Here is a 24,570-nt window from a genome sequence, read left to right on the forward strand (position 1 = left end):
GTTCGACACGCCGATCTCGGCCTCACCTGACCTGACCACGGGGTTTCAGCCCGTCGCGATCATCGCGTCAGCGTCACCATAGACCAGCCACGAACCATTTTTCTTCAGGAAACCACCCTTCCGCGAAGCAAAGTGGCCGCATGCCCTTCCAGGCACCCGGCTCGGCCGTTTCGGCCGTTTCGGCCGAGGGGCCGGATCACCGCAGAATCACTTCAGGCAAGGTGAGCGGCCCCCTGCCGGCACCACCGCGGCGACCGTGGCGAGCTCTGCCGCCACGCACCGCCACGCCCGGCCGCTACGGGATCGCGCCATCGTGCACACCATGCTCCGGGCGGCTCAAATCCTCCGGGCTGGCCGAGGTCGGGAATCCCGCGCTGGCCCCCCACATCTCCGCGAACCGGCCGTCGTCGATGCGGAAGATCTCGAACAGCGTGGGCCGCGCGTCGCCGTCAGGGGCCGCGATCCCCTCGACGGTCGAGCGGACGGCGGCCCTGTCGCCGTCGACCAGGATGTCCTGGGCGACGACGCGGATGTCGGGGAACCGGGCGACGAGCGCGCGCCAGGCGTCCCTGCCCGCCTCGAAGCCCGTGGTGCCGAGCGGATGGCTGAAGAAGCCGGGGGTGTGCAGGTCGGCGGCCTGGTCGAATCGTCGGCTGTTGAAGCACTCCTGCATCCGCCGCACCAGGGCGCTCGTGTCCTCGTGTGTGGTCATCGGCGTGGTCTCCTCGTGGCTGCCAGATCGGGTCGTGGTGGGCGGCACGGACTCTAAACGGTGCGCCGCCCCGGTTATGGCCACACTATACGGTGCGACGCCCCGGTTATACTGATTCCGACATGTCCAGCCAGCCGCCTGATCCAGCCCCGGCAAGCCCGGCGGCAGCTCACGGGAGCGACCGCGAGCTGCGGGCCGACGCGCGCCGCAATCGCGAGCGGGTCCTGCGGACCGCGCAGCAGCTGTTCGCGACGGAGGGTCTCGGCGTCTCGCTCGACGAGATCGCCCGCCGCGCGGGCGTCGGCCCCGGCACCGTCCACCGGCACTTCCCGGCCAAGGAGGCGCTGTACCTCGCCGTCGCGACCGACCAGATCAGGCAACTGGTGGCGAGAGCGGAAGCACTCGCCGCGACCGGCGATCCCGCGGCCCTGTTCACGCTGCTGTCCCAGATGATGGCCTCCGGCGCCGAGAACGTGGCGGTGAAGAGCGCGCTGGTGGCCGCCGAGTTCGACCTGCGCACCGCCGCCCCGGATGTCGCGGCGGATCTCACGCGCCACGTCGCGGACCTGCTGGATCGCGCACAGGCGGCCGGCGCCGTGCGTACCGACCTCACCGTCGACGAGGTGATGGCACTGGTCGCCGGCGCCTTCGCCGCGATCCGCCACGCCGGCGCGGAGACCAGCCGCGAGCGCTCCGCGCACATCGCCCAGCTCATCCTCGACGGGCTACGACCCCGGTAAGCGACGTTCGACGGCCCGGCCGGCCGGGATTGCATGATCGTTCCATTGGCGAGATCTTGTGGGGTAGCCGATTCCCCCAGGAGACCACATGCTGCCCCTTCATATGCGCCGCCAGGAGTTTCACCCCGATCCCGAGTTGGCCGTCGCCCGCGAGCAACCCGGTCTGCAGCGCGTTCCCACGCCCTACGGCCCGCAGGCCTGGCTGGTCACCCGCTATGACGATGTGCGCACCGTGCTCAGGAACGCCGAGCTGTTCAGCTACGCCAGCGGCATCAACCTGCCTCCGATGAGCGAGGAGCAGGCCAAGCGTCTCCGCGCGGGCGCGCTGCTGATGATGGACCCACCTGACCACACCCGGTTGCGCCGCATGCTCACCCCCGAGTTCACGATGCGCCGCATCCGCCGCCTGGAGCCCCGGGTCCGCGAGATCGTCGCCGACCATCTGGACGCGATGGAACGTACCGGCGCGCCGACCGACCTCGTCTCCCAGTTCGCCACCCCGATCCCGTCGCTGGTCATCTGCGAACTGCTCGGGGTGCCGTACGGGGACCGGAACGACTTCCAGGCCCTCAGCGCCACCCTCCTCGACTTCAACCGCCCGCCCGAGGAGCGCGGGAAGGCGCAGATGGAGTTGAGCGCCTACATGGCCGGGCTGGTCGGGCGGGCACGGGCCGAACCGGGTGAGGACCTGCTCGGCATGCTGGTCCGCGAGCACGGCGATGACCTGACGACCGACGAGCTGGTCGGCATCGGCGGGTTGCTGCTGGTGGCCGGGCACGAGACGACGGCCAACATGATCGGTCTGGGCACTCTGGCGTTGCTGCGCCACCCCGAGCAGCTCGCCCTGTTCCGCGAGGACCCGGCCAAGGTCGACGGCGTGGTCGAGGAACTGCTGCGCTGGCTGACGATCGTCCACCAGGGCGCCACCAAGGTGGCCGTGGCCGACACCGAGATCGCCGGGGTGCCGATCGCGAAGGGCGACATCGTGGTGGTCTCGCTCCCGGCCGCCAACCGTGACCCGGCGCTGACCGAGGACCCGGACCGGTTCGACATCGAACGGCCCGACCTGGCCCACGTCGCGTTCGGCTACGGCGCGCACCACTGCATCGGGGCGCCGCTCGCCCGGATGGAGATGCGCGTCGCGTTCTCCGCCCTGTTCGAACGCTTCCCGGGGCTGCGCGAGGCGGGCGAGCCGGAGTTCCGCTCGTTCAACGTCGTGTACGGCCTGTCGGCGTTCCCCGTCGCCTGGTGATCCGCGGCCACCGGGCGTCCGTGGAGACCGGCGCCCGGTGACCGCCGATCACGCGCTATCGGGTGCTGGACGTGCGCGAGGCGCCCGATCGGCCGGGTCGCGGGTTCGCGTTCGCGTTCGCGTTCGCGTTCGTCGCCGAGCGCACGACCTGATCCCGGCTGGTCTCAGGCTTCGGGGAGCCGGTTGACGGGGTGGTCGCCGGTGGCCCAGAGATACTGGACGGCGTAGGCGCGCCAGGGCCGCCAGGCGTCGGCGTGGCGGGTGAGCGCCGCGGGGGTGACGGGAAGGCCGAGCCTGCCCGCGGCGACGCGGATTCCGAGGTCGGTGGGTATGAAGGCGTCGGGGTCGTCGAGGGCCCGCATCGCGATGGTCTCGACGGTCCAGGGCCCGAGTCCGGGAAGCGCCGAGAGTCGCGCGCGGGCTCGTCGCCGGTCGCCTCCGGCCCCGAGGTCGATCTCGCCGGCCGCCAGGGCGGCGATCAGGCCGGTGAGCGTCGCGCGGCGCGTCCGGGGAAGGGCGAGCCTCGTAGGATCCAGCGAGGCCAGCGCTTCGGGGGTGGGGAAGAGATGGGTGAGACCTCCCTCGGGATCCGTGATCGGCTCGCCGTGGGTGATGACCAGCCGGGCGGCATGGGTACGGGCGGCCGCGGTGGACACCTGCTGGCCGAGCACCGCGCGTACGGCCAGCTCGAACGGATCGACGCTACGGGGCACCCGGCGGCCGGGGTGCTCGTCCACGAAGGGCGCGAGCACCGGATCGGCGCGGAGGCGCTCTCCGATGGCGACGGGGTCGGCGTCGAGGTCGAGCAGGTTCCGGCACCGGCTGATCGCGGTGGAGAGGTCACGGCGGTCACCGAGGGTCAGGCGGCAGCCCACGTGGTCGGGCATCGGCCACAGGGTGACGACGCCGTGGCCGTACGGCAGGCGCAGCGTGCGGCGGTACGCGCCGTCGCGCCACTCCTCCACCCCGGGCACGGCGGTCGCGGCGAGATGCCCGAACAGGTTGCCCGGACACAGCGGAGCCCGGAACGGCAGCCGCAACGACACCGTCCCATGGCTGGGCGGCGGCCGTTCGCGGGACGGCGCCGGAACGGGGAAGGCGTAGTCCTCACAGCCTGATCCCGGCCGGGGGCGATCCTCGCGGCCGGGTCCCGGCCGGGCGGCGCGGCCCCCTGATCGGGAGTGATCGTCACTGCCGGACCCCGCCTGGGCGGCGCGCCCCTCTGACCATGAGTGCCTCTCACCGCCAGACCCCGCCTGGGCGGCGCGCTCCCCTGACCTGGAGTTCTCGTCATGCATACCTGCAGTGTCCACGAGAGCGGCAACCGTCCTGCCCGTGCCTTCCACGAAGAGCGTGCGCCTTCTTCGCCGGCTTCGCCGGCTTCCCCACCTGGCACTCGATGCCGCCGATGCCCGCGATGCCCGCGCCCCGCGTGATCCGAGCGGCTTTCGGGGCAGGACGCAGCCATGCGCGGACGAACGGACTCTCACTACTGGGGTGTGGTACTCGACGCACCCGACGCACAGGAACTCGCGCGGTTCTACGCGCGACTTCTCGACTGGAAGATCACCAAGGACGAGCCCGGCTGGGCCACGGTCGCACCGGCCGACGGGGTCACGTACCTGGGTTTCCAGACGTCACCGAACTACGTACGACCGGTCTGGCCGAACGCCGACGGCTCGCAGCAGATGATGATGCACCTCGACCTGGAGGTCGGTGACCTTTACGGCGCGGTCACCCACGCGATCGAGACGGGCGCGACACTCGCCGCACACCAGCCGCAGGACGACGTCCGGGTCCTCCTCGACCCCGCCGGGCACCCGTTCTGCCTTTACACGGACAGCGGCGAAGACACTTAGGGCGTACACACCGTGCTTGTGGAGTGTGGGATTCGAGTTTTACGCTGATTGACGCGTATCGCGGGATACCGTGTTCGCTATTCCGGCCGTACGCCGAGAACGGCGGCCTCTTCCACGGAGGCCGTGGGTTCGGCCGGAATAGCGCACCACACCGTACGGCCAACCGCCCCGAAGTCGCGGACGCCCCAATTTCCCGCCGACAGTTCGTCGACGATGAACAGCCCTCGCCCGTCCTCCGCGTCCGGGGAAGGAATCTTCAGACACGGCTTGCCGGACGCGGAACCGGGGTCGGTCACCTCCACGTATACGAAGTCGTCGACCACCTTCAGGACGACCATCACCAGGTCGCCCACCGGGCCGGGGGTGGAGTGCTCGACGGCGTTCGTGGTGAGCTCGGAGACGGCGAGCCGCACCCGCTCGTAGGCGGGGTGATCGGGACCGAGGAGCTCGCGCACCATCGCGCGTGAACGTGAAACCGATTCAGGTTCCCTTCGCAGGAAGATCTCCCCCAGTTTTCTCGCCGTTTGCATGGTGAACGCCCTTTCGCCCTCCGGGCTTTCTCGCCTCATTGACCCGAGCCCCGGCAACCACCCTCCGGGTATTCCAAGAATCCCAAACAACCACTACTGTCGGTAGTGACTCCGAACGCACGGTCACTACACGGATATGTGGAGCCGGGCGTGTATTCACAGGAACGGGTGTGTGTTCACGAGAGGACAGAAATGACCATCCCCCCGGGCATCGGCTCCACGGTCTCCCCAAAGGAATATTTCGCCGCAGAATTCCGCAGGCGCCGCAAAGAGGCAGGTCTCAGCCAAAAGGAGCTGGCCGATCGCATCGGGTGGTCGGTCAGCCTGGTGAGCATGGTGGAGCTCACCCATCGGAAGGCTCCACGGGAGATGACCGAGAAGATCGACAAGGTCCTGAAGCTCGACGGCGCCCTGACGAACCTGTGGGATCTCGTCAGCCACGTGGGCAGCCAGCTGCCCGACTGGTTCAGGCCCTGGATCGAGATCGAGCGAGAGGCCGAGACCCTGCGGGCCTGGCAGCCTCTCATCGTTCCGGGCCTGCTCCAGACTCGCGACTACGCCGAGGCGATCGTGCGCGGCGAGCCCCGCATCACCCCGGAGCAGTTGGAGGAGTACGTGACAGCCAGGATGGAGCGCCAGGCCATCCTCGACCGGGCGAACCGTCCCATGCTCTGGGCGGTCCTCGACGAGAGTGTCCTGCTCCGCCCCATCGGCGCGGACGGCGTGATGGCGGCGCAGCTCCGGCACCTAGCCGAGGTGGGCGAGCGGCCCGACATCGCGATCCAGATCCTCCCCCTCGACGCCCGCACGACGACCGGCATCAGCGGAGGCTTCGTCCTCGCGCACGCGCGCAGGGGTGTGGTCAACGCGGCCTACATCGAGTCGGCCGGTGCGGGTCAGGTAACCGATCGCCCCGACGAGGTCGCCGTCCTAGCATTGCGGTACGAGGCGATCCGCGTCGAGGCGCTGTCCCAGCGCGAGTCCCTGAAGCTGATCAAGGAGACGACCAGGAAATGGACCTGAACCGGGAACTGGCAGAGGCGACGTGGACCAAGTCCACCCGCTCGGCGAGCAACGGCGGCGAGTGCGTCGAGGTCGCCGGACTGTCCGGCGGACGCCGCGCCGTCCGCGACAGCAAGGACACCACCGGCCCCGCACTCGTCTTCACCGCCACCGAATGGACCACCTTCATCAACGGCGTCAAGAACGGCGAATTCGGCTGACCGTTCGAGCCGCCGGGGCCGGGCCCTGCTCGCGGGCGCGGGCACGAGGTCCGGCCCCCGGCTCCGGTTCGAGCACGGTGGAACAATCACCTGACCTCGTCGAGACCCATGTTCGCGGTACGCGGCCACCTGATCCAGCAAGCAGGACCTAATGACCCTTGCCGTTTCCCTGACCGTTCCCGCGCTGCGCCGACTTGTGTTTCCCGTTCTTGTTCTTGGTCTTGTACTTGTTGGAGTTGGGGTTGGCCTCCCTCGCGCCGATCCCGGAAGCACCGGTCCCGGAAGCACCGGTCCCGGAAGCACCGGCCCCGGAAGCACCGGCCCCGGAGGATCCGGCGGCCGTCCGCGCGGCGGCGGCATCGGTCCGCCCGCCGCGGTGAGGTGTGGCGGTGAGGTGTGGCTCGTCGGTCACCCGCATCGCCTCGGGGGCAGGGGTGGGCTGTGGCGTCGTGACGGCGGGGGCGCCGGAAGGAGCGACCCGCGCCGGTGAGCCCGACTCCCCGGCGCGCCCTCCAGTGGTGGCCGCGACGGTGACCGTGACGATGGCGGTGGCGAGAATGCCGGCGGTCAGAGCCGCGATACCGGCCGACGGGCGCCGACGCCTGGTGACCCACTGACGGGTCGAGGTGGGCCCGGCCTCCTCGCGAAGGTGGTGACCCGGGAAACGACGGTCGGCACCCTCACGAGGGAGACGGCCCGGGAAACGACGGTCGGCGTCTTCGCGGAAGCGCCGACCTGTGGAACGGCGGTCGGCCTTGGAGAGCCCGATGGGGCCCGGGTCGGCGGCCGGTACCGTGACGTGAATGGCGGGGAAGGGCGCCACGGTGCTGTGCGCGTCCCGCTCCCACAGCGTGGCCACCTCCCCCAGTTGTTTCCTGGCCCGGACGGCGTCGGTGCGCCGGGCGGGATCCTTGTCGAGCAGGCCGGCGATGACGGGTGCCAGGGGTCCGGCGTGCCGGAACGGTTCGGGGTCGGCCGTCAGCACGGCGGCGAGGGTGGCCAGCGCGGTGCTGCGCCCGAACGCGGAGCGGCCCTCCGCGGCGGCGTACAGGGTGGCCCCGAAGGACCACAGGTCGCTCTCGGCACTCGACGTGACGCCTCCGGCGCGCTCGGGGGCGATGTAGGCGGGCGTGCCCACCACCATCCCCGTCCTGGTGAGGGACACGTCCTCGTCGACGGCGGTGGCCAGCCCGAAGTCGGTCAGGATCGCGTGCCCGTCATCGGTGAGCAGGATGTTGGCGGGTTTGACGTCGCGGTGCATGATTCCGGCCGCGTGGGCGGCCTCCAGCGCCGACAGCACCTCCAGCCCGACGCGAGCGATGGCGGGCGCGGGCAGCGGCCCCTCCTCGGCGATCACCTCGGCGAGGTTGCGTGAGCGTACGAGCTGCATCACGATCCACAGACGGTCGTCGGCCCGCACCACGTCGTACACCGCGGCGATGTTGGGATGGCTCAGCCGCGCGGCGAGGCGCGCCTCCCGCATGGTGCGCTCCAGCAGGACCTCGCGCTCCGGCCCGGGCAGGTGGTCCGGGATCGTGACCTCCTTGACCGCGACCTCGCGACGGAGGAGCTCGTCACGGGCGCGCCACACCGTCGCCATGCCGCCTCTGCCCAGCCCGGCCACGAGGCGGTAACGTCCGGCCAGCAACGATCCCTCGTACCGCGAAGAAGACATGGGGCATGCCTACCCGATGATTGATCCTGCATGTCACCGATATCACCGCATCTGATGTCTACCGGTTACCGGATCGTCCTCCCGGAGTCCTGAGGTCGCGGGCCGTCACCCGGTGTTCGTCATGCCGCTCTCCCAGGCCCAGGCCACGATCTCGACCCGGTTGCGCAGGCCGAGCTTGGTCATGATGCCCGACACATATCCCTTGACCGTGCTCAGCGAGATGAACAACTGGTCGGCGATCTCCTGGTTGGTGCGTCCCCTGCCGATCGCCTGGACGATCTCGGTCTCCCGCGCGGTCAGGGGCTGTGCGGGCACGCGGGCCCCGGTCAGGGCATCGGTCAGGGCATCGGTCCGGGCTCCACGGCCGCTGAGGTGGCGCAGCAGTCGCAGCGTGATGGACGGCGAGATGAGCGCGTCCCCCGTGTACGCGGCCCGCACGGCCTCGACCAGCAGGACGGGACCCGCGTCCTTCAGCACGAATCCGGCCGCGCCGCAGCGCAGCGCGCCGTGGACGTACTCGTCCAGGTCGAACGTGGTGACCATGACCACCCTGGTCGGGGCGTCGGCCAGCGCGCGGGCGACCTCGATCCCGTCGAGGCGGGGCATCTGGACGTCCACCAGGCACACGTCCGGGCGCGTCCTGCGGGCCTGCTCGATCGCCTCGACACCGTCACCCGCCTCGGCGACCACGGTGATGTCGGGCTGGTCTTCGAGAATGATCCGCAGACTGGCCCGGATCATCGCCTGGTCGTCGGCGAGCAGCACCCGGATGGTCATCCGCGTCCCCTGCCGGGCTCGGGCGACATCATCTGACCGCGACGCCCCCCGGCGGACACGAACAGCACCGTCCGGCATCGACGCTCCCTGACAGGCGCGGGCGACGTCATCGCCGTTCCCCGACGGGAATGGTGGCGCGGACGGACCAGCCGGAGCCGGGGCGCGGGCCGGTGGTCAGGGTGCCGCCGAGGGCTTCGAGGCGTTCGCGCATTCCGACGAGGCCGTACCCGGCGCGGCGGTAGCGGCGGGCGGGTGTTCGCGGGGCGTCGTCCTCGACCTCGACCGTGACGGCCCTGTCGTGCTGGGTGACGCGGACGGTGACCGCGCGGGCGTGCGGAGCGTGCCGGGAGACGTTGGTCAGCGCCTCCCGCACGATCCGGTACACGGTGCTGCTCACCTGGGGCGGCCAGTCGGCCGGTTCGGCGTCCAGCCGCAGGTGCGCCCGGCGGCCGGGGCTCTCGAAGCCCTCGATCAGCTCGCCGAGCCGTTCGTGGCCCTCGGCGGCCGGAGCGGCGTCGCGCAGGAGGCCGACCACGTGGCGGGTGGCGGCCAGGGCCTCCGAGCCCGCCGTTTCGATGTCGGCGAGGGATCCGGCCGTCCTCTCCGGGTGCTTGGCGGTGACGAGCTGGGCGGCCTGTGCCTGGAGCACGATGCTGGTGATGTGATGGGCGACGACGTCGTGCAGCTCCCTGGCCAGTTCGAGGCGTTCGGCACGCCGTACCCGCTCGGCCACGGCACGGCGTCTGACGGCGAGCAGCCGGAGACCGCCTCCGGCCGTCAGGGCGGTGAGCCAGAGCAGACCGCTCAGCACCGGCACGGCCGAGCCGGGACTGACGAGGAAACCGCCCGCCACCACGACCGCTCCCCCGGCGGCCACGGCGCAGGCCGCGCGGACGGGCAGCGTCCTGACCGCGGAGCCGGCGAGCACCGCGAGCCCCAGGGACGCGGCGGGGCTGGGTTCGGCGGGCAGGTGGACGAGGCGGGTGACGAGGACGGCGAACGCGGCCACGGCCAGACCTGCGACGGCGGTCCACAGCGGGTCACGGCGGCGCACCAGGGCGAGCGCGCACACCGAGGCCGCGACCACCGCGCCGAACGGCGAGTGCCCGGCGCCCCAGCTGTCGGCGACCTGGTACGCCTGGAAGGCCACGGCCCCCGCGAACACGGCACCGAGCCCGGCGCCGGCCGCCACCCTGGACCGGAACACGGCACCGAGCCCGGCGCCGGCCGCCACCTCGGACCGCTCGGGAACACGCACGGCGTCCAGGCTAGGGGAGGCGCCCCGCCGGCCTGTACCGGCCGAAAGTACTGTTCCTCCCCTGCTTTCCGCCGATGTGGGAGCGGGCCGGAGTCCTCAGGATGAGGTCCCATGCCACCTGAGACGCTCCCCCCGACGCCGGAGGCCACCGGGCCGGGGCACACTACGACGACCTCCTCCGGCCGGCCGCGGGTCGCCGCGCTCGACGTGCTGCGCGGGTTCGCCCTGTGCGGAATCCTGCTGGCCAACGTCAAGCCGATCGCCCACATGATCCACACCACCCAGGTCACGCGGTCCGTGGTGGTGGCGGGTGAGGACGACGCCTGGCTGGGGCTGGGGCTCTTCGTCGACCAGCGCTTCTTCCCGATCTTCTCCGTGCTGTTCGGCGTCGGTTTCTCGCTGCTGCTGGACTTCGCGGGACGCCACGCCCCGCGCCCGCGGGTGCTCCTGCTGCGCAGGCTCCTGGTCCTGCTCGCGGTGGGCCTGGCTCACATGTTCCTGCTGTGGCGGGGCGACATCCTCACCATCTACGCCGTCGTCGGCCTGGTGGTGCTGCTGCCCTCGACCTGGCTGCCGCGCCGGGCCGTCGCGGGGCTCGCCGCCGTCCTCGTCGCGACGCCGCTGATCCTCGACAGCAACGGTGTGCCGCTGGTGCCGGGGCTGTTCCTGCTGGGCTCGGCGCTGACCCGGTACGGCGTGATCGACCGGACGGAGCACTCCGTCCGGGTTCCGGCCGCGCTCGCCCTGCTCTTCGCGGCGGGGGCGGTGCCCGCCGTGTGGCTGCAGGTCGAGACGGAGGCGGGCGACCCGTACTTCAACACCTGGTTCGGCCTCGCCGGGTTGCTGATGGCGGGCGTCTACGTGTGCGTCCTGCTGCTCCTGCTCAGGACGCCGCTCCGGCAGGCGTTGCGGAAGGTCTTCGCGCCGCTGGGCCGGATGGCGCTGACCAACTACCTGTCCGCCACGCTCCTCGTCCTGGTCGCCGCCCGCCTCGTCGGCAGCTCTCCGGACGGCTGGTCGTCGGCGACGGTGCTCCTGATCGCGGGAGCCGTTCTCGTCCCCCAGTGGCTGGTGTCCACGCTCTGGCTGCGCCGCTACCGGCAGGGCCCGCTGGAATGGCTCTGGCGCTGGGCCACCTGGGCCCACCGCCCGCCCCTGCGCCGCGCCCCCTGACCATCGGGTTCACGTCCGGGGCCTCCGGCACCAAGGAGGTCCGGGATCGTACGGAGTCGTCCGAGGCCGGGGAACGGCGGGCGGGTCACTGGCGGACGGTCGAGCCCCGGCGTTCCTTGCGGATGTGCAGCTGCGCGGGCACCCGGGTGCGCAGCTCGGCGACGTGGCTGACGATGCCGACCGCCCGGCCGCCGTCGCGCAGGCCGTCGAGGATGTCGAGCACCCCGTCGAGGGTGTCCTCGTCCAGGGTGCCGAAACCCTCGTCGACGAAGAGCGTGCCGATGTCCACTCCCCCGGCCTCGGCGCTCACCACGTCGGCCAGGCCGAGGGCGAGGGCGAGCGAGGTGATGAAACTCTCGCCGCCGGAGAGGGTCGCCGGGTCGCGGCCCACGCCGGTCCAGCTGTCCAGGATGTGCAGGCCGAGCCCGCCGCCGGACCTGCTGCGGTCTCCGGCGGAGCGGTCGCGGTTGTGCTCCAGGAGGTAACGTCCGCCCGACATGTGGTCGAGCCGCTCGTTGGCCGACTCGACCACCTGGCTGAGGCGCTCGCCGAGCACGTAGGACGACAGCCGCATCTTCCACCGGTTGTCGGTGGAGTTTCCGCCGGTCAGGGTGGCGAGCCGTTCGGTCAGGCGGTGCCGCTCCTCGGCGGGCTCCCAGCGTCGCAGGCAGGCGGCGAGCTCGGTGCGGAGCGCGGCCAGCCGGGCGAGCCGTGCCTCGCCCCGGTCGCGCTCGGACAGCAGGCGGGCGTGGGCGGCGTCGGCCGCGTCCCGCGCGTCGCGCAGTCCCGCGAGGTCGGGCTCCGGCTCGGCCGCGGCGGCGACCAATTCGGGGTCGGCGAGCATCGCGGCGACCGCGGCGCTCTCCTGGGCGAGCTCGCGGAGCCGGGTCGCCTTCTCCTCCCGCTCGGCGGGAGAGCGGACGGCGGCGCGGGCGTCGTCGAGCCCGAGGAAGCCCGCCTCGACGACGGCGCCCAGCGCCCGGTCGCGGGCCGTCACGAGCTCGGCGGCGGTGACCCGCTCGTCCCTGACCGCCTCGGCGGCCTCCCGCAGCAGCTCCGCCTCGTCGGCCAGCCGCTCCAGCCTGGCGGCCAGTGTCGGGTCCTGGCCGCGCGCCTCGTCGATGCGCGCGGCCAGCCGCTCCGCGTCGGCGCCGAGCCTTTCGACGTCCGTACGGCGGGAGGCGAGCCCGACGGCGAGCTCGCGCGAGCGCTCCCCCAGACGATCGGACTCGGCGGCGATCCGCCCGGCCTCGGCCGCCAGCGCCGGCTCGGCCCCCGCCGACTCGCGGAGCGCGGCCAGTGCCCGCTCCGCCTCGGCGAGCTCGCCCGCGGCGTCCCGTACGGCCAGGTCGGTCCGGTCGCTCGCCTCGCGGTGGGCCGCGGCGGCCTCGATGGCGCGGGTCGCGGCGGTGAGCGCGGCGGACAGGTGCGCTGCCTCGCGTGCCAGGCGGTCGCGGCGGGCCCGCACCGTGGGGTCGGTGCCCCGGGCGCCGTCCAGGCGGGCGGTGAGGCGCTCGCGCTCGGCCTGCCAGCCCGCACGGCGGGCGTGGCCCTCGGTGAGCCGCCTGGCGATCTCAGCGGCCCGGGTCCTCGCGCCGTCCAGCTCGGCGGCGATCCGCTCCATCTCGGCGGCGAGGTCCTGCTCGGCGCTCGCCGCGGAGGTCAGCGCCTCCAGCGTCCGGCCCGTCTCGGCGAGGGTCTCCCCGGCCTCCTCCCCGGTCACCTCTCCCGCGACGGCGAGAGCCTCGTCGAGGCGGGAGGCCAGTGTCGTGAGGGTGGTTCCCGCGGCCTGGCGCCGTTCCATCGCCGCCTCGTAGGCGCCCTGGGCGGCGCGCTCGTCGTCGGCGGTGGGCGCCCGGTCGGCCGGTGCGGCGGGGGCGGGGTGGTCGGGTGAGCCGCAGACCGCGCAGGGGTGGCCGGGGACGAGTTTGGCGGCGAGTTCCGCGGCCATGCCGTCGATCCTGGACTGCCGGATGTCGAGGTGCCGGTCGCGGAGCGTCTGGGCGAGGTCGGTGGCCTCGGTCTGCGCGGCGCGCGCGGACTCCAGCTCGACGCGGAGTATCTCGCGGCGTCGTGCCGCGGCGAGCACCGCGGCGGCGCTCTCGGCGCTCGCCCGCGCGGCCGGGATCGCCGCGGCGGCGGCCCTGGCCTCGCCGAGCCTGGCGGACGCCTCCGCCGACGCGGCGGGCAGCCCCTCCAGGATCTCGCGGACCTCGGCCTCCCGCCGGACCACCTCGGGGAGCTCGGAGTCGAGTGCGGCGATCAGCCCGTCGAGCTCGGCCAGCCGGGCCTCCTCGACCCGCAGTCCCTCCAGCGCGGCCAGCTCCCGCCCGCACTCCCTCTCCCTCGCGGTGAGGACCTCGCGGACCTCCCCGGGGGCGAGGTGCTCGCGGACCTTGTCGAGGTCGAGGTGCTCGCGGACCTCGTCGAGGTCGAGGGTCTCGCGGACCTCCGGGGGAAAGGCGGCCAGCCTGGTGGCGAGGTCGGCGCGGGCGGCGGACAGGTCGGCGGCGAGGCGGTCGCGGTGCTCGGCCGCCCGGAGACGGGTGGCGGCGCTCTCTGCCGCCGACTCGGCGGCGGGGACGCGGGCCTCGTCCAGGCGGGCGGCGGTGAGGCGTTCGTCCAGCTCCCGGCGCAGACCGGGCAGGACCTCCAGGCGGGCGTCGGCCTGCGCCTGCGCGGCGGCCAGCTCGTCGATCTCGCGAGCGGCCCTCTCCCGCTCCCGGACGATTCCCGCCAGGCGTGACTCCTCCGCGCGCAGCTCGCCCAGGCGGGTGATCTCGCTCTGGCGGTCACGCTCCAGCGCGGTCAGGTGACCGAGCACGGCGTGACGGCGGTCCGCACCGGCATCCGTGTGGTCACGGATGTCACCATGGGCGTCGGCGCTGTCGCGGACGACGTCCCACGGGTCGGCGGGAGCACCCAGGAGGGGGAGGGCGCGGGCGACGGCGTCGGCGGCCAGCTGGTGGGCCTTGGACGCGGCCTCGGCGCGCTGCTCGGCGCCCTGGACGAACGGCAGCACCCGGTCGGCGGCCGCGGCCTCCTCCAGGATGGTCTCCAGGTCGGCCCGCTCCTCGGCCGTCTCCTCCAGCGCCCGGCTCCTGGTCAGCGCCTCGGCGTGCCGTCGCCGGCGGTCGGCCAGCGCGGCGCCGCGTTCCAGGCTCTCGCGCGCCCGTCGTACGGCGGCCTCGCCCTCGGCCCCCTCCCCGCCCAGCCTCGCGGCCTCCAGGCGCGCGAGGTCCTCAAGCGCCCGGGCCCACCCCAGCGGGTCGTCCTCGGCGGACTCCACCGGCTTCACGGATTCCGTCGAGTCCGTGAGGTCCACCGAGCCCCGCGATTCGGGGAGGTCGGCCAGCGCGGTCAGGAGGGCGGGGCCCGCGGCCTCCTCCAGGCGCTTGACGGCGAAGTCGACCTCCTTGCGGAGGGCCTGCTGCTCGCGGTACGCCTCGGTGCGCTGCTCGGCGAGCCAGGACTCGGCGGTGGCGTAGACCTTCACCGAGAACAGGCGCTCCAGGACCCTGCGGCGATCCTCGCCGTCGGCGCGCAGGAACTTGGCGAAGTCTCCCTGGGGCAGCATCGCGACCTGGAGGAACTGCTCGGCGTTCATGCCGAGCAGGGTGCCGACGAACTCACCCGCCTCGTCGACCCTGGTCGTCAGCCCCACCCACTCGCCGGAGGGCGCGAGCTCCTGGAGCAGGGCCTTCTCGTTCTCCCTGGTCGTGCCGGTGCCCCTGAGCTTGGGGCGCTGCCAGGCCGGTGACCGGGTGATCTTCAGCCTGCGGCCCCTCACCGTGACCTCCAGCGCCACGCTGGGGCCCCGGCCCGGGGGCGCGTGGTCGCAGCGCAGGCTCTTGGCGCTGTCGCGCCTGCCGGGCACCCTGCCGTACAGGGCGTAGCAGAGCGCGTCGAGCACGGTGGTCTTGCCCGCGCCGGTGGGGCCGTGGATCAGGAACAGCCCCGCCTCGGCGAGGGCGTCGAAGTCGACCTGCTCCTCACCGGGGAAGGAGCCGAAAGCGGTGATCCACAGACGGTGCGGACGCATCTACGCCCTCGCCTCCTTCATCCGGGAGAACTCCACGGCCTCCCGCAGCAGCCGGGTCTCGGCGGGATCGGCGGCCTCGCCACGCACCTCGCGGACGAAGTCGAGGGCGACGTCGATCTCGGGGCGCCCGGCCGCCCTGGCGCGGGTCACGGTCTCGTGGACCCCGCCCTCGGGCTCGAAGGACAGGGCGAGCGTGTGCGGGAAGCGGGCCCGGAGCCGCTCCATCGCGCCCTTGGGCCGGATCCGGTCGACGAGCGTCACCTGGAGCCAGTGCTCCTCGTGACGGGCGTGCTCGGGCGCGGTCAGCAGGTCGTCGATGCGGCCGGTGAGACGGCTGACCGGACGGGGCACCGGGGCCTCGACGAACTCGGCGCCCTCGTACCCGCCGGGACCGATGTCGACCACCCAGGAGCCCTTCGTCTGGCCGGCCTCGGAGAAGGAGTAGGCGATCGGGGAACCGGAGTAGCGGGCGGTCTCGCTCATCCGCTGACGGCCGTGCAGGTGGCCGAGTGCCACGTAGTCGACGCCGTCGAAGGCGCCCACCGGGACGTGCGCGACGCCTCCCACGCTGATGTCGCGCTCGCTGTCGCTGCCCCGCCCCCCGGTCACGAACGCGTGGGCGAGGACCACCGAGCGGGGGCCGCGCCGCGCGAGGTCGGCGCGGACCAGGGACATGGCGTGCCCGATCGCGGCGGTGTGGGTGCGCTCGGGCAGCTCCCAGGGGACGCGTACCAGCTCGGGCTCCAGGTAGGGGATGCCGTAGAAGGCGACGTCGCCGACGACGACCGGCTCGCCGACCCGCCCGGGGTCGGTGCGCAGGTGGACGCCCGCCGCGTCGATGAGGTCGGCGCCGAAGCCGAGGCGGCGGGCCGAGTCGTGGTTGCCGCTGATCAGCACGGTGCGTACCCGGGCGTCGACGAGACGGCGCAGCGCCTGGTTGCACAGGTCGACCGCGTCGACCGAGGGCAGCGCCCGGTCGTAGACGTCACCGGAGACCGCGACCACGTCGATCCGCTCCGACCTGACCGTCTCGATCAGGTGGTCGACGAAGACGCCCTGGGCGGCCAGGAGACTCTCCCGGTGGAACGAGCGGCCCAGGTGCCAGTCCGATGTGTGCAACACCCGCATGTCGCACGAAGCTAACAGGACTCAGCGACAAATGTGGCCACTCGCGTCACGCGAATCCCCCGCTCTGGCCGGGGCTTCCGGTGGTGAGTACGCTTGAAGATCGTAGGGCACGATACCGGACCGACGACGACCGCGGAGGCGAGTGACCATCGGGGATCGCGTCAGTGTCCAGGTGGGCCGCGGTGTCCTGAGCGTCGCCTCCGGCCTGATCCTGGTGGTTCTCGCGACGGTGGGCTACACCCTGCCACCGCCGTTCGACCCGACCCCTCTGCGCGTCGATCCGGTCTTCCAGACCCTCCCTCCCCAGCCGCCGTCCGAGCTCCGGTACGTCCCCTCGAACAGGCAGATCACCACGCGGGACGTCACCGTCACGGCCGAGGACGGCACGCCGCTGGGAGCGACGATCCGCGCGCCGGTGGCCCCAGGGCGGCACCCGGCGCTGGTCTTCGTGCAGGGGGCGGGTCCCGGGGTGCGGGGCGAGTTCACGACCCAGGCCGAGTGGCTGGCCAGGGCCGGGATCGTCACCCTCGTCTACGACAAGCGGACCGTGGGCTACGACTTCATGAAGCGCGACTTCGGCCTCCTCGCCCGCGACGCCCTGCGCGTCCTGCGGGAGCTGCTCTCGCGCGACGACGTCGACCCGGCCAGGGTGGGCCTGTGGGGGGTGAGCGAGGGCAGCTGGGTGGTGCCCCTCGCCGCCAACGAGAGCGGCGCCGTCGGGTTCACCGTGCTGGTGTCGGCTCCCAACGTCTCCCCCATGCGGCAGGTGACGTGGGCGCTGGGCGAGCAGCTCCACCGGCTGTACGCTCCCAGCGGGGTACGCGAGCTGCTCATCCGCGCGATCGGCGCCGTGGACGCGGACTTCCTGCGCTACGACGGCCTGCCCGCGCTGCGCGAGATGCGGCAGCCGGTCCTCGCCCTGTACGGCACGCGCGACCCCTCGATCCCGTTCGTGGAGAGCAGCAAGGCGCTGACCGACGCGCTCGCCGAGGGCGGTAACGACGCCTACACGATCCGCTACCTCGACCGCGCCGACCACGGCATGCGCTTCCACGGCGGCCCCCTCGTCCCCGACTACCTGCGGACGCTGGCCAACTGGGTGCTGGGCCTGCCGGGCACGGCCACGCCATCGGTGCACATCGCCGGTGCCACGCCGGTCCAGCGCCTGGAGGCGAGCGACGTTCCCGCCGCTCCCTGGTACGCCGGGGGTACGGTGATCGGCCTGACGCTCTGCCTGGCCGTGGTCGGTTACGTGGTCGGGCCGGTGGCGGAGATGGCCGCGCGGCTGCGCGGCCGGGCGGCGGTCGCGGAGGCCGGTGTCCTGATCTGGCCCCCCATCCGGCGGCGGTTCCGCCGGATGGCGTGGACCGGGGTCGGGCTGCTCGTCTCGGTGGTGGCGTTCATCACGCTGCTCGTGCTGTTCTCGGTCAACCAGGCCGGGGCGTGGCCCGCGGTGCTCGCCGGGTGGCTGGTCATCAGGATCCTGGCGCTGCTGATGCTGCTGCAGGAGGTCACGGGCGTGGCGGCCGTCGTGTCGGGGCTGCGGGAGGGCTGGGAGCCCTCGCGCCCGCAGAGCTTCGCGATCGCCGGGGTGCTGGGCAGCACCGGCCTGCTGCTGGTGGCCGCGGCCTACTACGGCCTGTTCTCGTTCCCCTGGTAGGCCGCGCCGCGCCCCCTGGCCGGGCCGTGTTCCATGGCCGCGCCGCGTTCCCCTGGCCGCGCCGCTACCGCCGGGTGGGGCGGTCCGATGTCCGCGGTGTCAGGGACAGCCGTCGAGCCAGCGGTCCATCTCGGCGAAGACGCGCTCGCGGACCGGCTCGGGGGAGAGCACCAGGTCGTGTATGCCGCCCGGCACCCGGACGCACGTCACGTGCGAGCCGATGCTGGTCGACCAGCGGGCGATCCGCCCGGGATCGAGCACGACGTCGGCCTCCCGGGCCTCGGGTGTGAAGGCGCGCAGCCGCAGGCCCTTCTCCGCGCAGAGCACCAGCACCGGCACGTCCACCCGGAGGCCCTCGTGCAGCCTGCGCTGCGCCCGGCGGATCGCCCCGATCCAGGCCGCGTGGATCGGGAACCCGCCGATGGGCTTCCACTCCAGGTCGAAGTCCCACTCGCCGTGGTGGCCGCGGTGCAGGCTCGTGCCGTACGCGGTGGCGGTCACCATGGGCAGGACGGCGCGGGTGGGCAGCCTGGACAGCTGCCCCCGCAGCAGGTCCGCGGCGGCCCGTACGGGGGCCGGGACGTTGAGGTCGAGGAAGGGGCTGTTGAGCACCAGCGCCTGGACCAGTCCCCGGCCGCGGACCCGGTCGGCCCAGAGCGGCGCGACCAGGCCCCCGGTGGAGTGGGCGTTGAGGACGACGTACCCGTGCCCGTCGCGCTCGCGGATGATCCGCACCGCCTCGTCGATCTCCGGGAAGTACTCGGTGACGCTGCGCACGAACCCGCGGGTCTGGTGCGGCAGCAGCGAGCGGCCGTACTTGCGCAGGTCGAGCCCGTAGAAGTCGAAGCCCCTGGCGACGAAGTGGTCGGCCAGGTGGGTCTGGAAGAAGTAGTCGGTGAAGCCGTGCAGGTAGAGCACGGCCCCGCGGGCGGGCTCGGCGGCACGCCGACGCACCAGCGAGGCCACCACCGCCCCCTCGTCGTCATCGGCCATCGGCAGGACGGTGAGCTCGTAGTCGGGACCGAGAACGTCGGGCATGACGGTCAGGGTAGTTCGTACGGATTGTCCGACTACAGCGGGCCCCTTGGGGAGGGCGAGGGAAAATCCCGCGAGGGAGACCACGGGGGCGTTTCTCCAGAAAAGCCGTGACGCTCACCGCGGGGTCGAGCCGGGACGCCCGGCCGGGAATCGGCGCGGCGGCGCCGTGATTCGATCCCAGCGAAAACCATGATCGATTCTTATTGCTGTAGAAATGACGCGATATAGGAGCATTAGCTTCCCGAGTTGTTCACCGACTTGTCGCCCGCGACCTGGTTTCGCCCGCCTACCATCTCCCTGCGGCGGTCAAGCGCGAGGAAACGGGGAGCAGTTGCGGGACAGATCAAAGCCGCCCGGCGTCGGTGCGGTCATCGGCTGGACGGCACTGGCCGCCATCGCCCCGGGCGCCGCGCACCTGCGTGCCGGATGGCGCAGGACGGGGCTGGTGCTCCTGTGCTCGTACACGGCGCTGCTGCTGGCCCTGCTCTGGGTCGGGCTCACCTCCGACCTCGCCGCCCTCGCCGGACGGCTGGTCGCCTCCTCCGAGCTGACCGGTGTCACGGTGGCGGCCTCCCTCGTGCTCGGCGTCGCCTGGTTCGCACTGATCGTGCACTCGTTCGTGGTGATGAACCCCGGCACGCTGCCCGGTGCGGCACAGGCGCTCGCCGGAGGGGTGGCGGGAACGCTCGCGGTGGCCGTGCTCCTGCCGTTCGGCCTGGCCGGGCAGTACGCGGCGGTCTCGCAGTCGGCACTGAACGACGTCTTCAGCGCCCCGTCCACCCCGCGCCCCGCGAACGGCACGGGCGGGGGCGGCGAGGAGGACCCGTGGGCGGGCCGCGGCCGGGTGAACATCCTGCTGCTCGGCGGCGACGCCGACACCCACCGGGTGGGCGTGCGGACCGACAGCATCAACGTGGCCAGCGTGGACGTCAAGACCGGCAACACCGTGCTGCTGAGCCTGCCGCGCAACCTGGAGAATGTCCGCTTCGTCCCCGGCTCCCCGATGGCGAAGCGCTTCCCCACCGGGTTCCGGCTCCCCGCCAACCCCGACGGCTCGCGCGAGGACCTGCTCTTCGCGGTCTGGGAGTACGCCGACTCGCACCCGGAGATCTTCGGGGGCCGCAAGGGCCAGGGCACCAAGACGCTCGTCGACACGGTCGGCTACACGCTGGGCCTGAAGATCGACTGGTACGCCCTGGTCAACATGTGGGGCTTCGCCCGGCTGATCGACGCGATCGGGGGCGTGACGCTGACGGTTCCCCAGGACGTGGTCTTCGGCAAGTACGACGAGGGCCTGGTCAAGGCAGGGACCCGCAAGCTGCGCGGCGCCGACGCGATGTGGTTCGCCCGCTCGCGCACCAACAGCGACGACTACACCCGGATGGGACGCCAGCGCTGCGTGCTGGGCGCCCTGCTCTCCCAGTCGGACCCGGCGACCGTGCTGTCCCGGTTCAACCAGGTCGCGCTGGCCACCAAGGAGCTGCTGCGGACCGACATCCCGCGCCCGATGCTGGAGCACCTGGTCCCGCTGGCGCTGAAGGTGAAGAACGCGAAGGTGACCAGCGTCCAGTTCGTCCCGCCGCTGATCAACACCGGCTACCCCGACTGGAGCAAGATCCGCACGGTCACCGCCAAGGCCCTGCGCGCCTCGGCCGTCACCCGGCGCCCCCTCACCGCCACCGCGGCCCCCAGCCTCACTCCCAAGGCCACCCCCAAAGCCGCCCCCGCCACTCCCAGGGCCACAGCCGGATCCCGGACGCCGGACCCCGGCGCTCCCAAGGGCATCACCGACGGCTGCTGACACCTCCACGGCGACGAGGTCGTCGGCGCGCGCGGCCGGTGGAGCTAGAGCGAGTACGACTCCCTGGACAGGCGGCGGACCCGGTCCTCGTCGATGCGGTGGCCAAGGCCCGCCTGGGTGAGCGGCACGGCCACCACGCCGCCCGAGGCGCCGACCGGCGGGTCGACGATCTGCGCGCTGCGCGGCGGCTCGGCCACGTCGCAGGGCAGGCCGCAGCCGGGCAGGCTCGCCGCGGCGACGGTGGCCGCGCGGGCCAGCCCGGTGCCGATACCCCCGGCGCAGGCGATCTCCCATCCGGCGCGTACCGCGCGGTCGTGCACCCGCCGCACCTCGCGCAGTGAGCCCAGGGCCGCGGGACGGAGCAGCAGCGCCCGGCCCGCCCTCACGGTGATCGCCTCGTCCAGCTCGGCGGCCGAGGCGACCTCGAGCAACACCGGGGCGGCGACGCGCTCCTGCAGGTCGGCGTGGTCGCCGAGACTCGCGAGACCGGTGAAGGGGCGTTCGATGACGGAGAGCGTGTAGGCGTCCAGCGCCTCGAGGGCGTCGATGTCGGTGTAGGCGCCGCGGGCGTCCACGCCGATGCCCAGCGCCGGGTACGCCTGGCGGACGGCGCGCAACGGCTCGATGTCCCAGCCGGGGTGGACGTCCAGGGTGACGTGGGCGTATCCGGCGCAGACGTGCCGGTTCACCCGCGCGACCAGGCTCTCCAGGTTGCGGTCGGCGCCGATCCTGACGGTGGCCATGAGGGAGGTGCGGGTGCCGCCGAGCGCGTGGGCCAGCGGCACCCCGCGCATCTTCGTCCACAGGTCCCAGCAGGCCATGTCGGCGGCGGACCCTCCGGGGACGGCTCCCAGCTCGTCGGGGTGCTCCCAGTCGACGCCGATCAGCGCCTGCCCGAGCCCTTCCTCCAGCGCGACCCAGGTCTTGGGGTCGGCGTCGACGACCTCTCCCCACCCGGTCATGCCGCCGTAGTCGGTGAGCCGGACGAGGATGCTCTCCGGCCGCCTGCCGTACGGCAGGATCAGCCGGAACACCTCAAGCTCACGGACGCGCGGCATGGACCCCCCTGGACCTCTCCGAGCCCGGAGGATCCCGGGCCCCGACGACTTCCCAGGCTCGGAGGACCCGGGCTCTGGAAACACGAATCCCGCCCGGAGGCGGGACTCCCCCTCAACACCGCGAAGAACGGCGTTCTTCCCATGGTGCCACGGTGGCCGGTGAACGCCTCCGGCGCGGAGGGGGAACCTGGTCCGGCGTTCCCTGTGCTCCCGGCGTTCCCTGTGCTCCCGATGCTTCCGGCGCTCCCGGTGCTTCCGGCTTTTCCGGCTCGGGGGGCTTGGGGGCGGGGGTGGAGGCGGGGGGTGGAAGGACCGGGAGGACCGGGAAGGCTCAGCCCCGGGGGAGGACGCTGGGAATGACGCCGGGGAGGACACGTCCGGCGACGAGGGCTCCGGTGGCCGCCATCAGCGCCGCCAGCCCGAAGCAGAGCACGTAGACGAAGACGGAGGCGCCGAGGGCCGCCAGGAGCGCTCCGGTGATCGCCACCGCGACGACCGTGTAGACCGACTCGGCGACACCGAGCGACGCGCTGTTCTCCCCCTCCTCACCCGGGGGCGACAGCTCCAGGATGAGCACCGACAGCGTCGGGTACACGATGCCCATGCCGAGCCCCAGGGCCATCTCACCGAGGAAGGCGGTGGCGACCGGGACGACGGCGAAGACGGTCAGCCCCATCAGCGCGAGGCCCACGGCGATCAGCACCGAGCCCGAGCGCAGTACCAGGACCCGGTCGAACCGCCATCGACCCACCACCCAGGAGCCGAACGACCAGCTCAGCGCGCCGCCGGTCAGGGTGAGCCCCGCCATGGTCAGCGACAGGCCGCGCTCCTCGTTGAGCATCAGCGGCAGGAACGCCTCGCCGCCGATGGCCGCGCCCGCGGCGATCCCTCGCAGGGAGATCACCGAGGGCAGGCCGCGGGCCGCGCGCAGGGTTCCCGGGGGGAGCAGCCGGGGCAGCGCCGCGACCAGCATGGCCAGACCGGCGGCGAGCAGGACGAACCCGGTGCCGGACGCCGTACCGCCGGACTGTGTGAGTGCCGACGCGCCGTACTGCATGAGCGCCGCCCCGGCCGCGACGAGCAGCGCCCAGCCCAGCCGGCGCGCGATCGGGGAACGGGCGCCGGGCGACCGCCCCGGCACCGGCGCCCCCTCCGGAACCGCGCCCGATACCGGCTCCGTCATCGGCTGCGTCATCGGCGCCGAGGCCAGCCCGCGCCAGAGCAGCAGCGCCGCCGGGAGGAGGATCGCCGTCACCCCGATGAAGACCCAGCGCCAGCCCGCGTTCTCCACCACGACGCCGGTGATGGCGGGTCCCACCATCGAGGGCACCACCCAGGCGGTCGCGAAGATCGAGAACACCCGGGGATGAAGCTCCGCCGGGTAGGACCGCGAGACCAGCACGTACATCGAGACCTGCAGGATGCCCGCGCCGAAGCCCTGGACGAACCGGCCCGCGACGAACACGTCCATCGTGGGCGCCGCCCCGGCGACGACCAGCCCGGCGGCGAAGACCGCCACTCCTGTCCAGAGCGGCGCGACCGGCCCCCTGAGGTCGCCCCACCACCCGCCCAGCACCGTCGCGACCACCCCGGCCGCCAGCGCCCCGCTGAACGCCAGCCCGTACAGCGCGTGACCGTCCAGTTCGTCGGCCACGACCGGCATCGCGGTGGCCACCGCGAGGTATTCGAAGGCGGCCAGGGAGATGAGGGCCACCATCCCGACCGTCAGGGCACGGTGACTCCGGGCGAATATCCCGGCAGGAGGCTCGTCGGTCATCACGGTAGTCATGGGTCGACGGTACGGCCGGCGCGCGGTGGTGCGCATCGGGCTTTCGGATCAGCCCTTGGTCGTAGGACCGGCGTCCAGGACATGGGAGGCCAGGCCCCGCAGGAGCAGGGCGAGCCCGAACTCGAACCGGTCCGTCCCGTCGCCGTCCATCAGGTTGTCGACCTGGGCGACGATGTTGGGGAACCGGTCGGCGGGCAGGCTGCGGTAGAACGCACCGATCTGGCCGAAGAAGTCGCTCGCGAACCTCTCCGGCTCCATGCCGCTCTCACGCTGCCGGTTGATGTACAGGGAGTTCTCGTAGGCGTCCGAGCAGACGTACAGGCCGAGGCGGTCGATCATCAGGGCGGCCATCCTGGGCGGCACGCCCCCCGCGAGCATGATGGCCAGCTGCCCCTCGGCGACCCGCAGCGCGTTGAAACCGGTCGGGATGCTGGCGAGGCCGACCCTGGCGATGTCGGCGTGGGAGGAGAACACCCGGTAGGCGTCGAGGATGAGCTCCCTGATCTGCTCCAGCCAGCGCTCAGGCTCGGGCTCGGGCACGTGGATCTCGCTCATGACCCTGTCGTAGATCAGGTCGAGCAGCTCCTCCTTGTTCGCCACGTGGGCGTAGAGCGAGGCGGGACCGGTGCCGAGCTCCTGGGCGACACGGCGCATGCTCAGCGCCTCCAGCCCCTCGGCGTCGACGACGCGCAGCCCGGTGGTGACGATGAGATCCCTGCTCAGGACCGTTCGCGGAGCGCTCACCTTGCGGGTCTTGCGCCATGGCGGGGCGGGGATCTCGGTCACGCGCCGATCCTATACCGCGGCGGATCAGGGTCGCGAACACTGTACTTTCCGCGAACATCGTTCGTAAAT

Annotated in this window: 20 protein-coding genes; 8 read left to right on the forward strand and 12 right to left on the reverse strand. The window is 72.6% G+C overall.

Annotated elements, in window-relative coordinates:
• Positions 1-295 precede the first annotated feature (295 nt).
• Complete coding sequence (locus ACFFRH_RS25410; protein WP_386160002.1) at positions 296-712, reverse strand: ester cyclase; 417 nt, start codon at positions 710-712, stop codon at positions 296-298.
• A 122-nt stretch (positions 713-834) separates the two neighbouring features.
• Here ACFFRH_RS25410 and ACFFRH_RS25415 point away from each other — a divergent pair, with 122 nt between their 5' ends.
• Complete coding sequence (locus tag ACFFRH_RS25415; protein WP_386160004.1) at positions 835-1,452, forward strand: TetR/AcrR family transcriptional regulator; 618 nt, start codon at positions 835-837, stop codon at positions 1,450-1,452.
• Between the two features lie 88 nt (positions 1,453-1,540).
• Positions 1,541-2,704: a cytochrome P450 gene (locus ACFFRH_RS25420; protein ID WP_386160006.1), complete on the forward strand. Its 1,164-nt coding sequence runs from the start codon at positions 1,541-1,543 to the stop codon at positions 2,702-2,704.
• A gap of 164 nt (positions 2,705-2,868) precedes the next feature.
• Here ACFFRH_RS25420 and ACFFRH_RS25425 read toward each other — a convergent pair whose 3' ends face one another.
• A complete protein-coding gene (locus ACFFRH_RS25425; protein WP_386160008.1) occupies positions 2,869-3,750 on the reverse strand; it encodes a DNA-3-methyladenine glycosylase family protein in 882 nt (293 codons plus the stop codon).
• A gap of 420 nt (positions 3,751-4,170) precedes the next feature.
• Here ACFFRH_RS25425 and ACFFRH_RS25430 point away from each other — a divergent pair, with 420 nt between their 5' ends.
• On the forward strand, positions 4,171-4,563 hold the full coding sequence (locus ACFFRH_RS25430) for a VOC family protein (RefSeq protein WP_386160010.1): 393 nt from the start codon (positions 4,171-4,173) through the stop codon (positions 4,561-4,563).
• A 77-nt stretch (positions 4,564-4,640) separates the two neighbouring features.
• On the opposite strand, the gene ACFFRH_RS25435 is transcribed toward ACFFRH_RS25430, so the two are convergent.
• Complete coding sequence (locus ACFFRH_RS25435) at positions 4,641-5,132, reverse strand: ATP-binding protein (RefSeq protein ID WP_386160012.1); 492 nt, start codon at positions 5,130-5,132, stop codon at positions 4,641-4,643.
• 153 nt (positions 5,133-5,285) lie between these two features.
• Here ACFFRH_RS25435 and ACFFRH_RS25440 point away from each other — a divergent pair, with 153 nt between their 5' ends.
• Entirely contained in the window at positions 5,286-6,116 is an 831-nt protein-coding gene (locus ACFFRH_RS25440) for a helix-turn-helix domain-containing protein (RefSeq protein WP_386160014.1), read from the forward strand.
• Positions 6,107-6,316: a DUF397 domain-containing protein gene (locus tag ACFFRH_RS25445; RefSeq protein WP_386160016.1), complete on the forward strand. Its 210-nt coding sequence runs from the start codon at positions 6,107-6,109 to the stop codon at positions 6,314-6,316. The genes ACFFRH_RS25440 and ACFFRH_RS25445 overlap by 10 nt, the downstream gene beginning before the upstream one ends.
• Positions 6,317-6,464: 148 nt before the next feature.
• Here ACFFRH_RS25445 and ACFFRH_RS25450 read toward each other — a convergent pair whose 3' ends face one another.
• The 3 genes from ACFFRH_RS25450 to ACFFRH_RS25460 all read right to left on the reverse strand — a co-directional run bounded on the left by ACFFRH_RS25450 (position 6,465) and on the right by ACFFRH_RS25460 (position 10,026).
• Positions 6,465-7,991 carry a serine/threonine-protein kinase gene (locus ACFFRH_RS25450; RefSeq protein WP_386160018.1) on the reverse strand — a complete coding sequence of 509 codons (1,527 nt, stop codon included), beginning with the start codon at positions 7,989-7,991 and terminating at the stop codon, positions 6,465-6,467.
• A 105-nt stretch (positions 7,992-8,096) separates the two neighbouring features.
• Positions 8,097-8,768, reverse strand: a complete 672-nt coding sequence (locus ACFFRH_RS25455) for a response regulator (RefSeq protein WP_344749176.1) — start codon at positions 8,766-8,768, stop codon at positions 8,097-8,099.
• 106 nt (positions 8,769-8,874) lie between these two features.
• Positions 8,875-10,026, reverse strand: coding sequence for a sensor histidine kinase (locus tag ACFFRH_RS25460; RefSeq protein WP_344749174.1), 1,152 nt, complete (start codon positions 10,024-10,026; stop codon positions 8,875-8,877).
• A 111-nt stretch (positions 10,027-10,137) separates the two neighbouring features.
• On the opposite strand from ACFFRH_RS25460, the gene ACFFRH_RS25465 reads away from it, so the two are divergent.
• Entirely contained in the window at positions 10,138-11,199 is a 1,062-nt protein-coding gene (locus ACFFRH_RS25465) for a DUF418 domain-containing protein (protein ID WP_344749173.1), read from the forward strand.
• Between the two features lie 85 nt (positions 11,200-11,284).
• On the opposite strand, the gene ACFFRH_RS25470 is transcribed toward ACFFRH_RS25465, so the two are convergent.
• Positions 11,285-15,241 (reverse strand): AAA family ATPase, encoded by a 3,957-nt coding sequence (locus ACFFRH_RS25470; RefSeq protein WP_386160021.1) that lies wholly within the window; start codon positions 15,239-15,241, stop codon positions 11,285-11,287.
• Entirely contained in the window at positions 15,242-16,369 is a 1,128-nt protein-coding gene (locus ACFFRH_RS25475; protein WP_344749171.1) for an exonuclease SbcCD subunit D, read from the reverse strand.
• 142 nt (positions 16,370-16,511) lie between these two features.
• Between ACFFRH_RS25475 and ACFFRH_RS25480 the strand changes: the two genes are divergently transcribed.
• Entirely contained in the window at positions 16,512-18,029 is a 1,518-nt protein-coding gene (locus ACFFRH_RS25480) for an alpha/beta hydrolase family protein (RefSeq protein ID WP_386160023.1), read from the forward strand.
• 99 nt (positions 18,030-18,128) lie between these two features.
• On the opposite strand, the gene ACFFRH_RS25485 is transcribed toward ACFFRH_RS25480, so the two are convergent.
• Positions 18,129-19,067, reverse strand: coding sequence for an alpha/beta hydrolase (locus tag ACFFRH_RS25485; RefSeq protein ID WP_386160025.1), 939 nt, complete (start codon positions 19,065-19,067; stop codon positions 18,129-18,131).
• A 331-nt stretch (positions 19,068-19,398) separates the two neighbouring features.
• On the opposite strand from ACFFRH_RS25485, the gene ACFFRH_RS25490 reads away from it, so the two are divergent.
• On the forward strand, positions 19,399-20,868 hold the full coding sequence (locus ACFFRH_RS25490; protein WP_386160027.1) for an LCP family protein: 1,470 nt from the start codon (positions 19,399-19,401) through the stop codon (positions 20,866-20,868).
• A 44-nt stretch (positions 20,869-20,912) separates the two neighbouring features.
• Here ACFFRH_RS25490 and ACFFRH_RS25495 read toward each other — a convergent pair whose 3' ends face one another.
• The 3 genes from ACFFRH_RS25495 to ACFFRH_RS25505 all read right to left on the reverse strand — a co-directional run bounded on the left by ACFFRH_RS25495 (position 20,913) and on the right by ACFFRH_RS25505 (position 24,501).
• Complete coding sequence (locus ACFFRH_RS25495) at positions 20,913-21,926, reverse strand: enolase C-terminal domain-like protein (protein WP_386160029.1); 1,014 nt, start codon at positions 21,924-21,926, stop codon at positions 20,913-20,915.
• A gap of 331 nt (positions 21,927-22,257) precedes the next feature.
• Positions 22,258-23,715: an MFS transporter gene (locus ACFFRH_RS25500; RefSeq protein ID WP_386160031.1), complete on the reverse strand. Its 1,458-nt coding sequence runs from the start codon at positions 23,713-23,715 to the stop codon at positions 22,258-22,260.
• A 48-nt stretch (positions 23,716-23,763) separates the two neighbouring features.
• Positions 23,764-24,501, reverse strand: a complete 738-nt coding sequence (locus ACFFRH_RS25505; RefSeq protein WP_386160033.1) for a TetR/AcrR family transcriptional regulator — start codon at positions 24,499-24,501, stop codon at positions 23,764-23,766.
• Positions 24,502-24,570 lie beyond the last annotated feature (69 nt).

The sequence above is a fragment of the Streptosporangium vulgare genome (assembly GCF_042428775.1).
Lineage (GTDB): Bacteria > Actinomycetota > Actinomycetes > Streptosporangiales > Streptosporangiaceae > Streptosporangium > Streptosporangium vulgare.

Excerpts from the sequence above, each read along its gene's own strand:
- ACFFRH_RS25410 (WP_386160002.1), bottom strand. The coding sequence starts at position 712 with ATGACCACACACGAGGACACGAGCGCCCTGGTGCGGCGGATGCAGGAG.
- ACFFRH_RS25415 (WP_386160004.1), top strand. The coding sequence starts at position 835 with ATGTCCAGCCAGCCGCCTGATCCAGCCCCGGCAAGCCCGGCGGCAGCT.
- ACFFRH_RS25420 (WP_386160006.1), top strand. The coding sequence starts at position 1,541 with ATGCTGCCCCTTCATATGCGCCGCCAGGAGTTTCACCCCGATCCCGAG.
- ACFFRH_RS25430 (WP_386160010.1), top strand. The coding sequence starts at position 4,171 with ATGCGCGGACGAACGGACTCTCACTACTGGGGTGTGGTACTCGACGCA.
- ACFFRH_RS25435 (WP_386160012.1), bottom strand. The coding sequence starts at position 5,132 with ATGAGGCGAGAAAGCCCGGAGGGCGAAAGGGCGTTCACCATGCAAACG.
- ACFFRH_RS25440 (WP_386160014.1), top strand. The coding sequence starts at position 5,286 with ATGACCATCCCCCCGGGCATCGGCTCCACGGTCTCCCCAAAGGAATAT.
- ACFFRH_RS25445 (WP_386160016.1), top strand. The coding sequence starts at position 6,107 with ATGGACCTGAACCGGGAACTGGCAGAGGCGACGTGGACCAAGTCCACC.
- ACFFRH_RS25450 (WP_386160018.1), bottom strand. The coding sequence starts at position 7,991 with ATGTCTTCTTCGCGGTACGAGGGATCGTTGCTGGCCGGACGTTACCGC.
- ACFFRH_RS25455 (WP_344749176.1), bottom strand. The coding sequence starts at position 8,768 with ATGACCATCCGGGTGCTGCTCGCCGACGACCAGGCGATGATCCGGGCC.
- ACFFRH_RS25465 (WP_344749173.1), top strand. The coding sequence starts at position 10,138 with ATGCCACCTGAGACGCTCCCCCCGACGCCGGAGGCCACCGGGCCGGGG.
- ACFFRH_RS25470 (WP_386160021.1), bottom strand. The coding sequence starts at position 15,241 with ATGCGTCCGCACCGTCTGTGGATCACCGCTTTCGGCTCCTTCCCCGGT.
- ACFFRH_RS25475 (WP_344749171.1), bottom strand. The coding sequence starts at position 16,369 with ATGCGGGTGTTGCACACATCGGACTGGCACCTGGGCCGCTCGTTCCAC.
- ACFFRH_RS25485 (WP_386160025.1), bottom strand. The coding sequence starts at position 19,067 with ATGCCCGACGTTCTCGGTCCCGACTACGAGCTCACCGTCCTGCCGATG.
- ACFFRH_RS25495 (WP_386160029.1), bottom strand. The coding sequence starts at position 21,926 with ATGCCGCGCGTCCGTGAGCTTGAGGTGTTCCGGCTGATCCTGCCGTAC.
- ACFFRH_RS25500 (WP_386160031.1), bottom strand. The coding sequence starts at position 23,715 with ATGACTACCGTGATGACCGACGAGCCTCCTGCCGGGATATTCGCCCGG.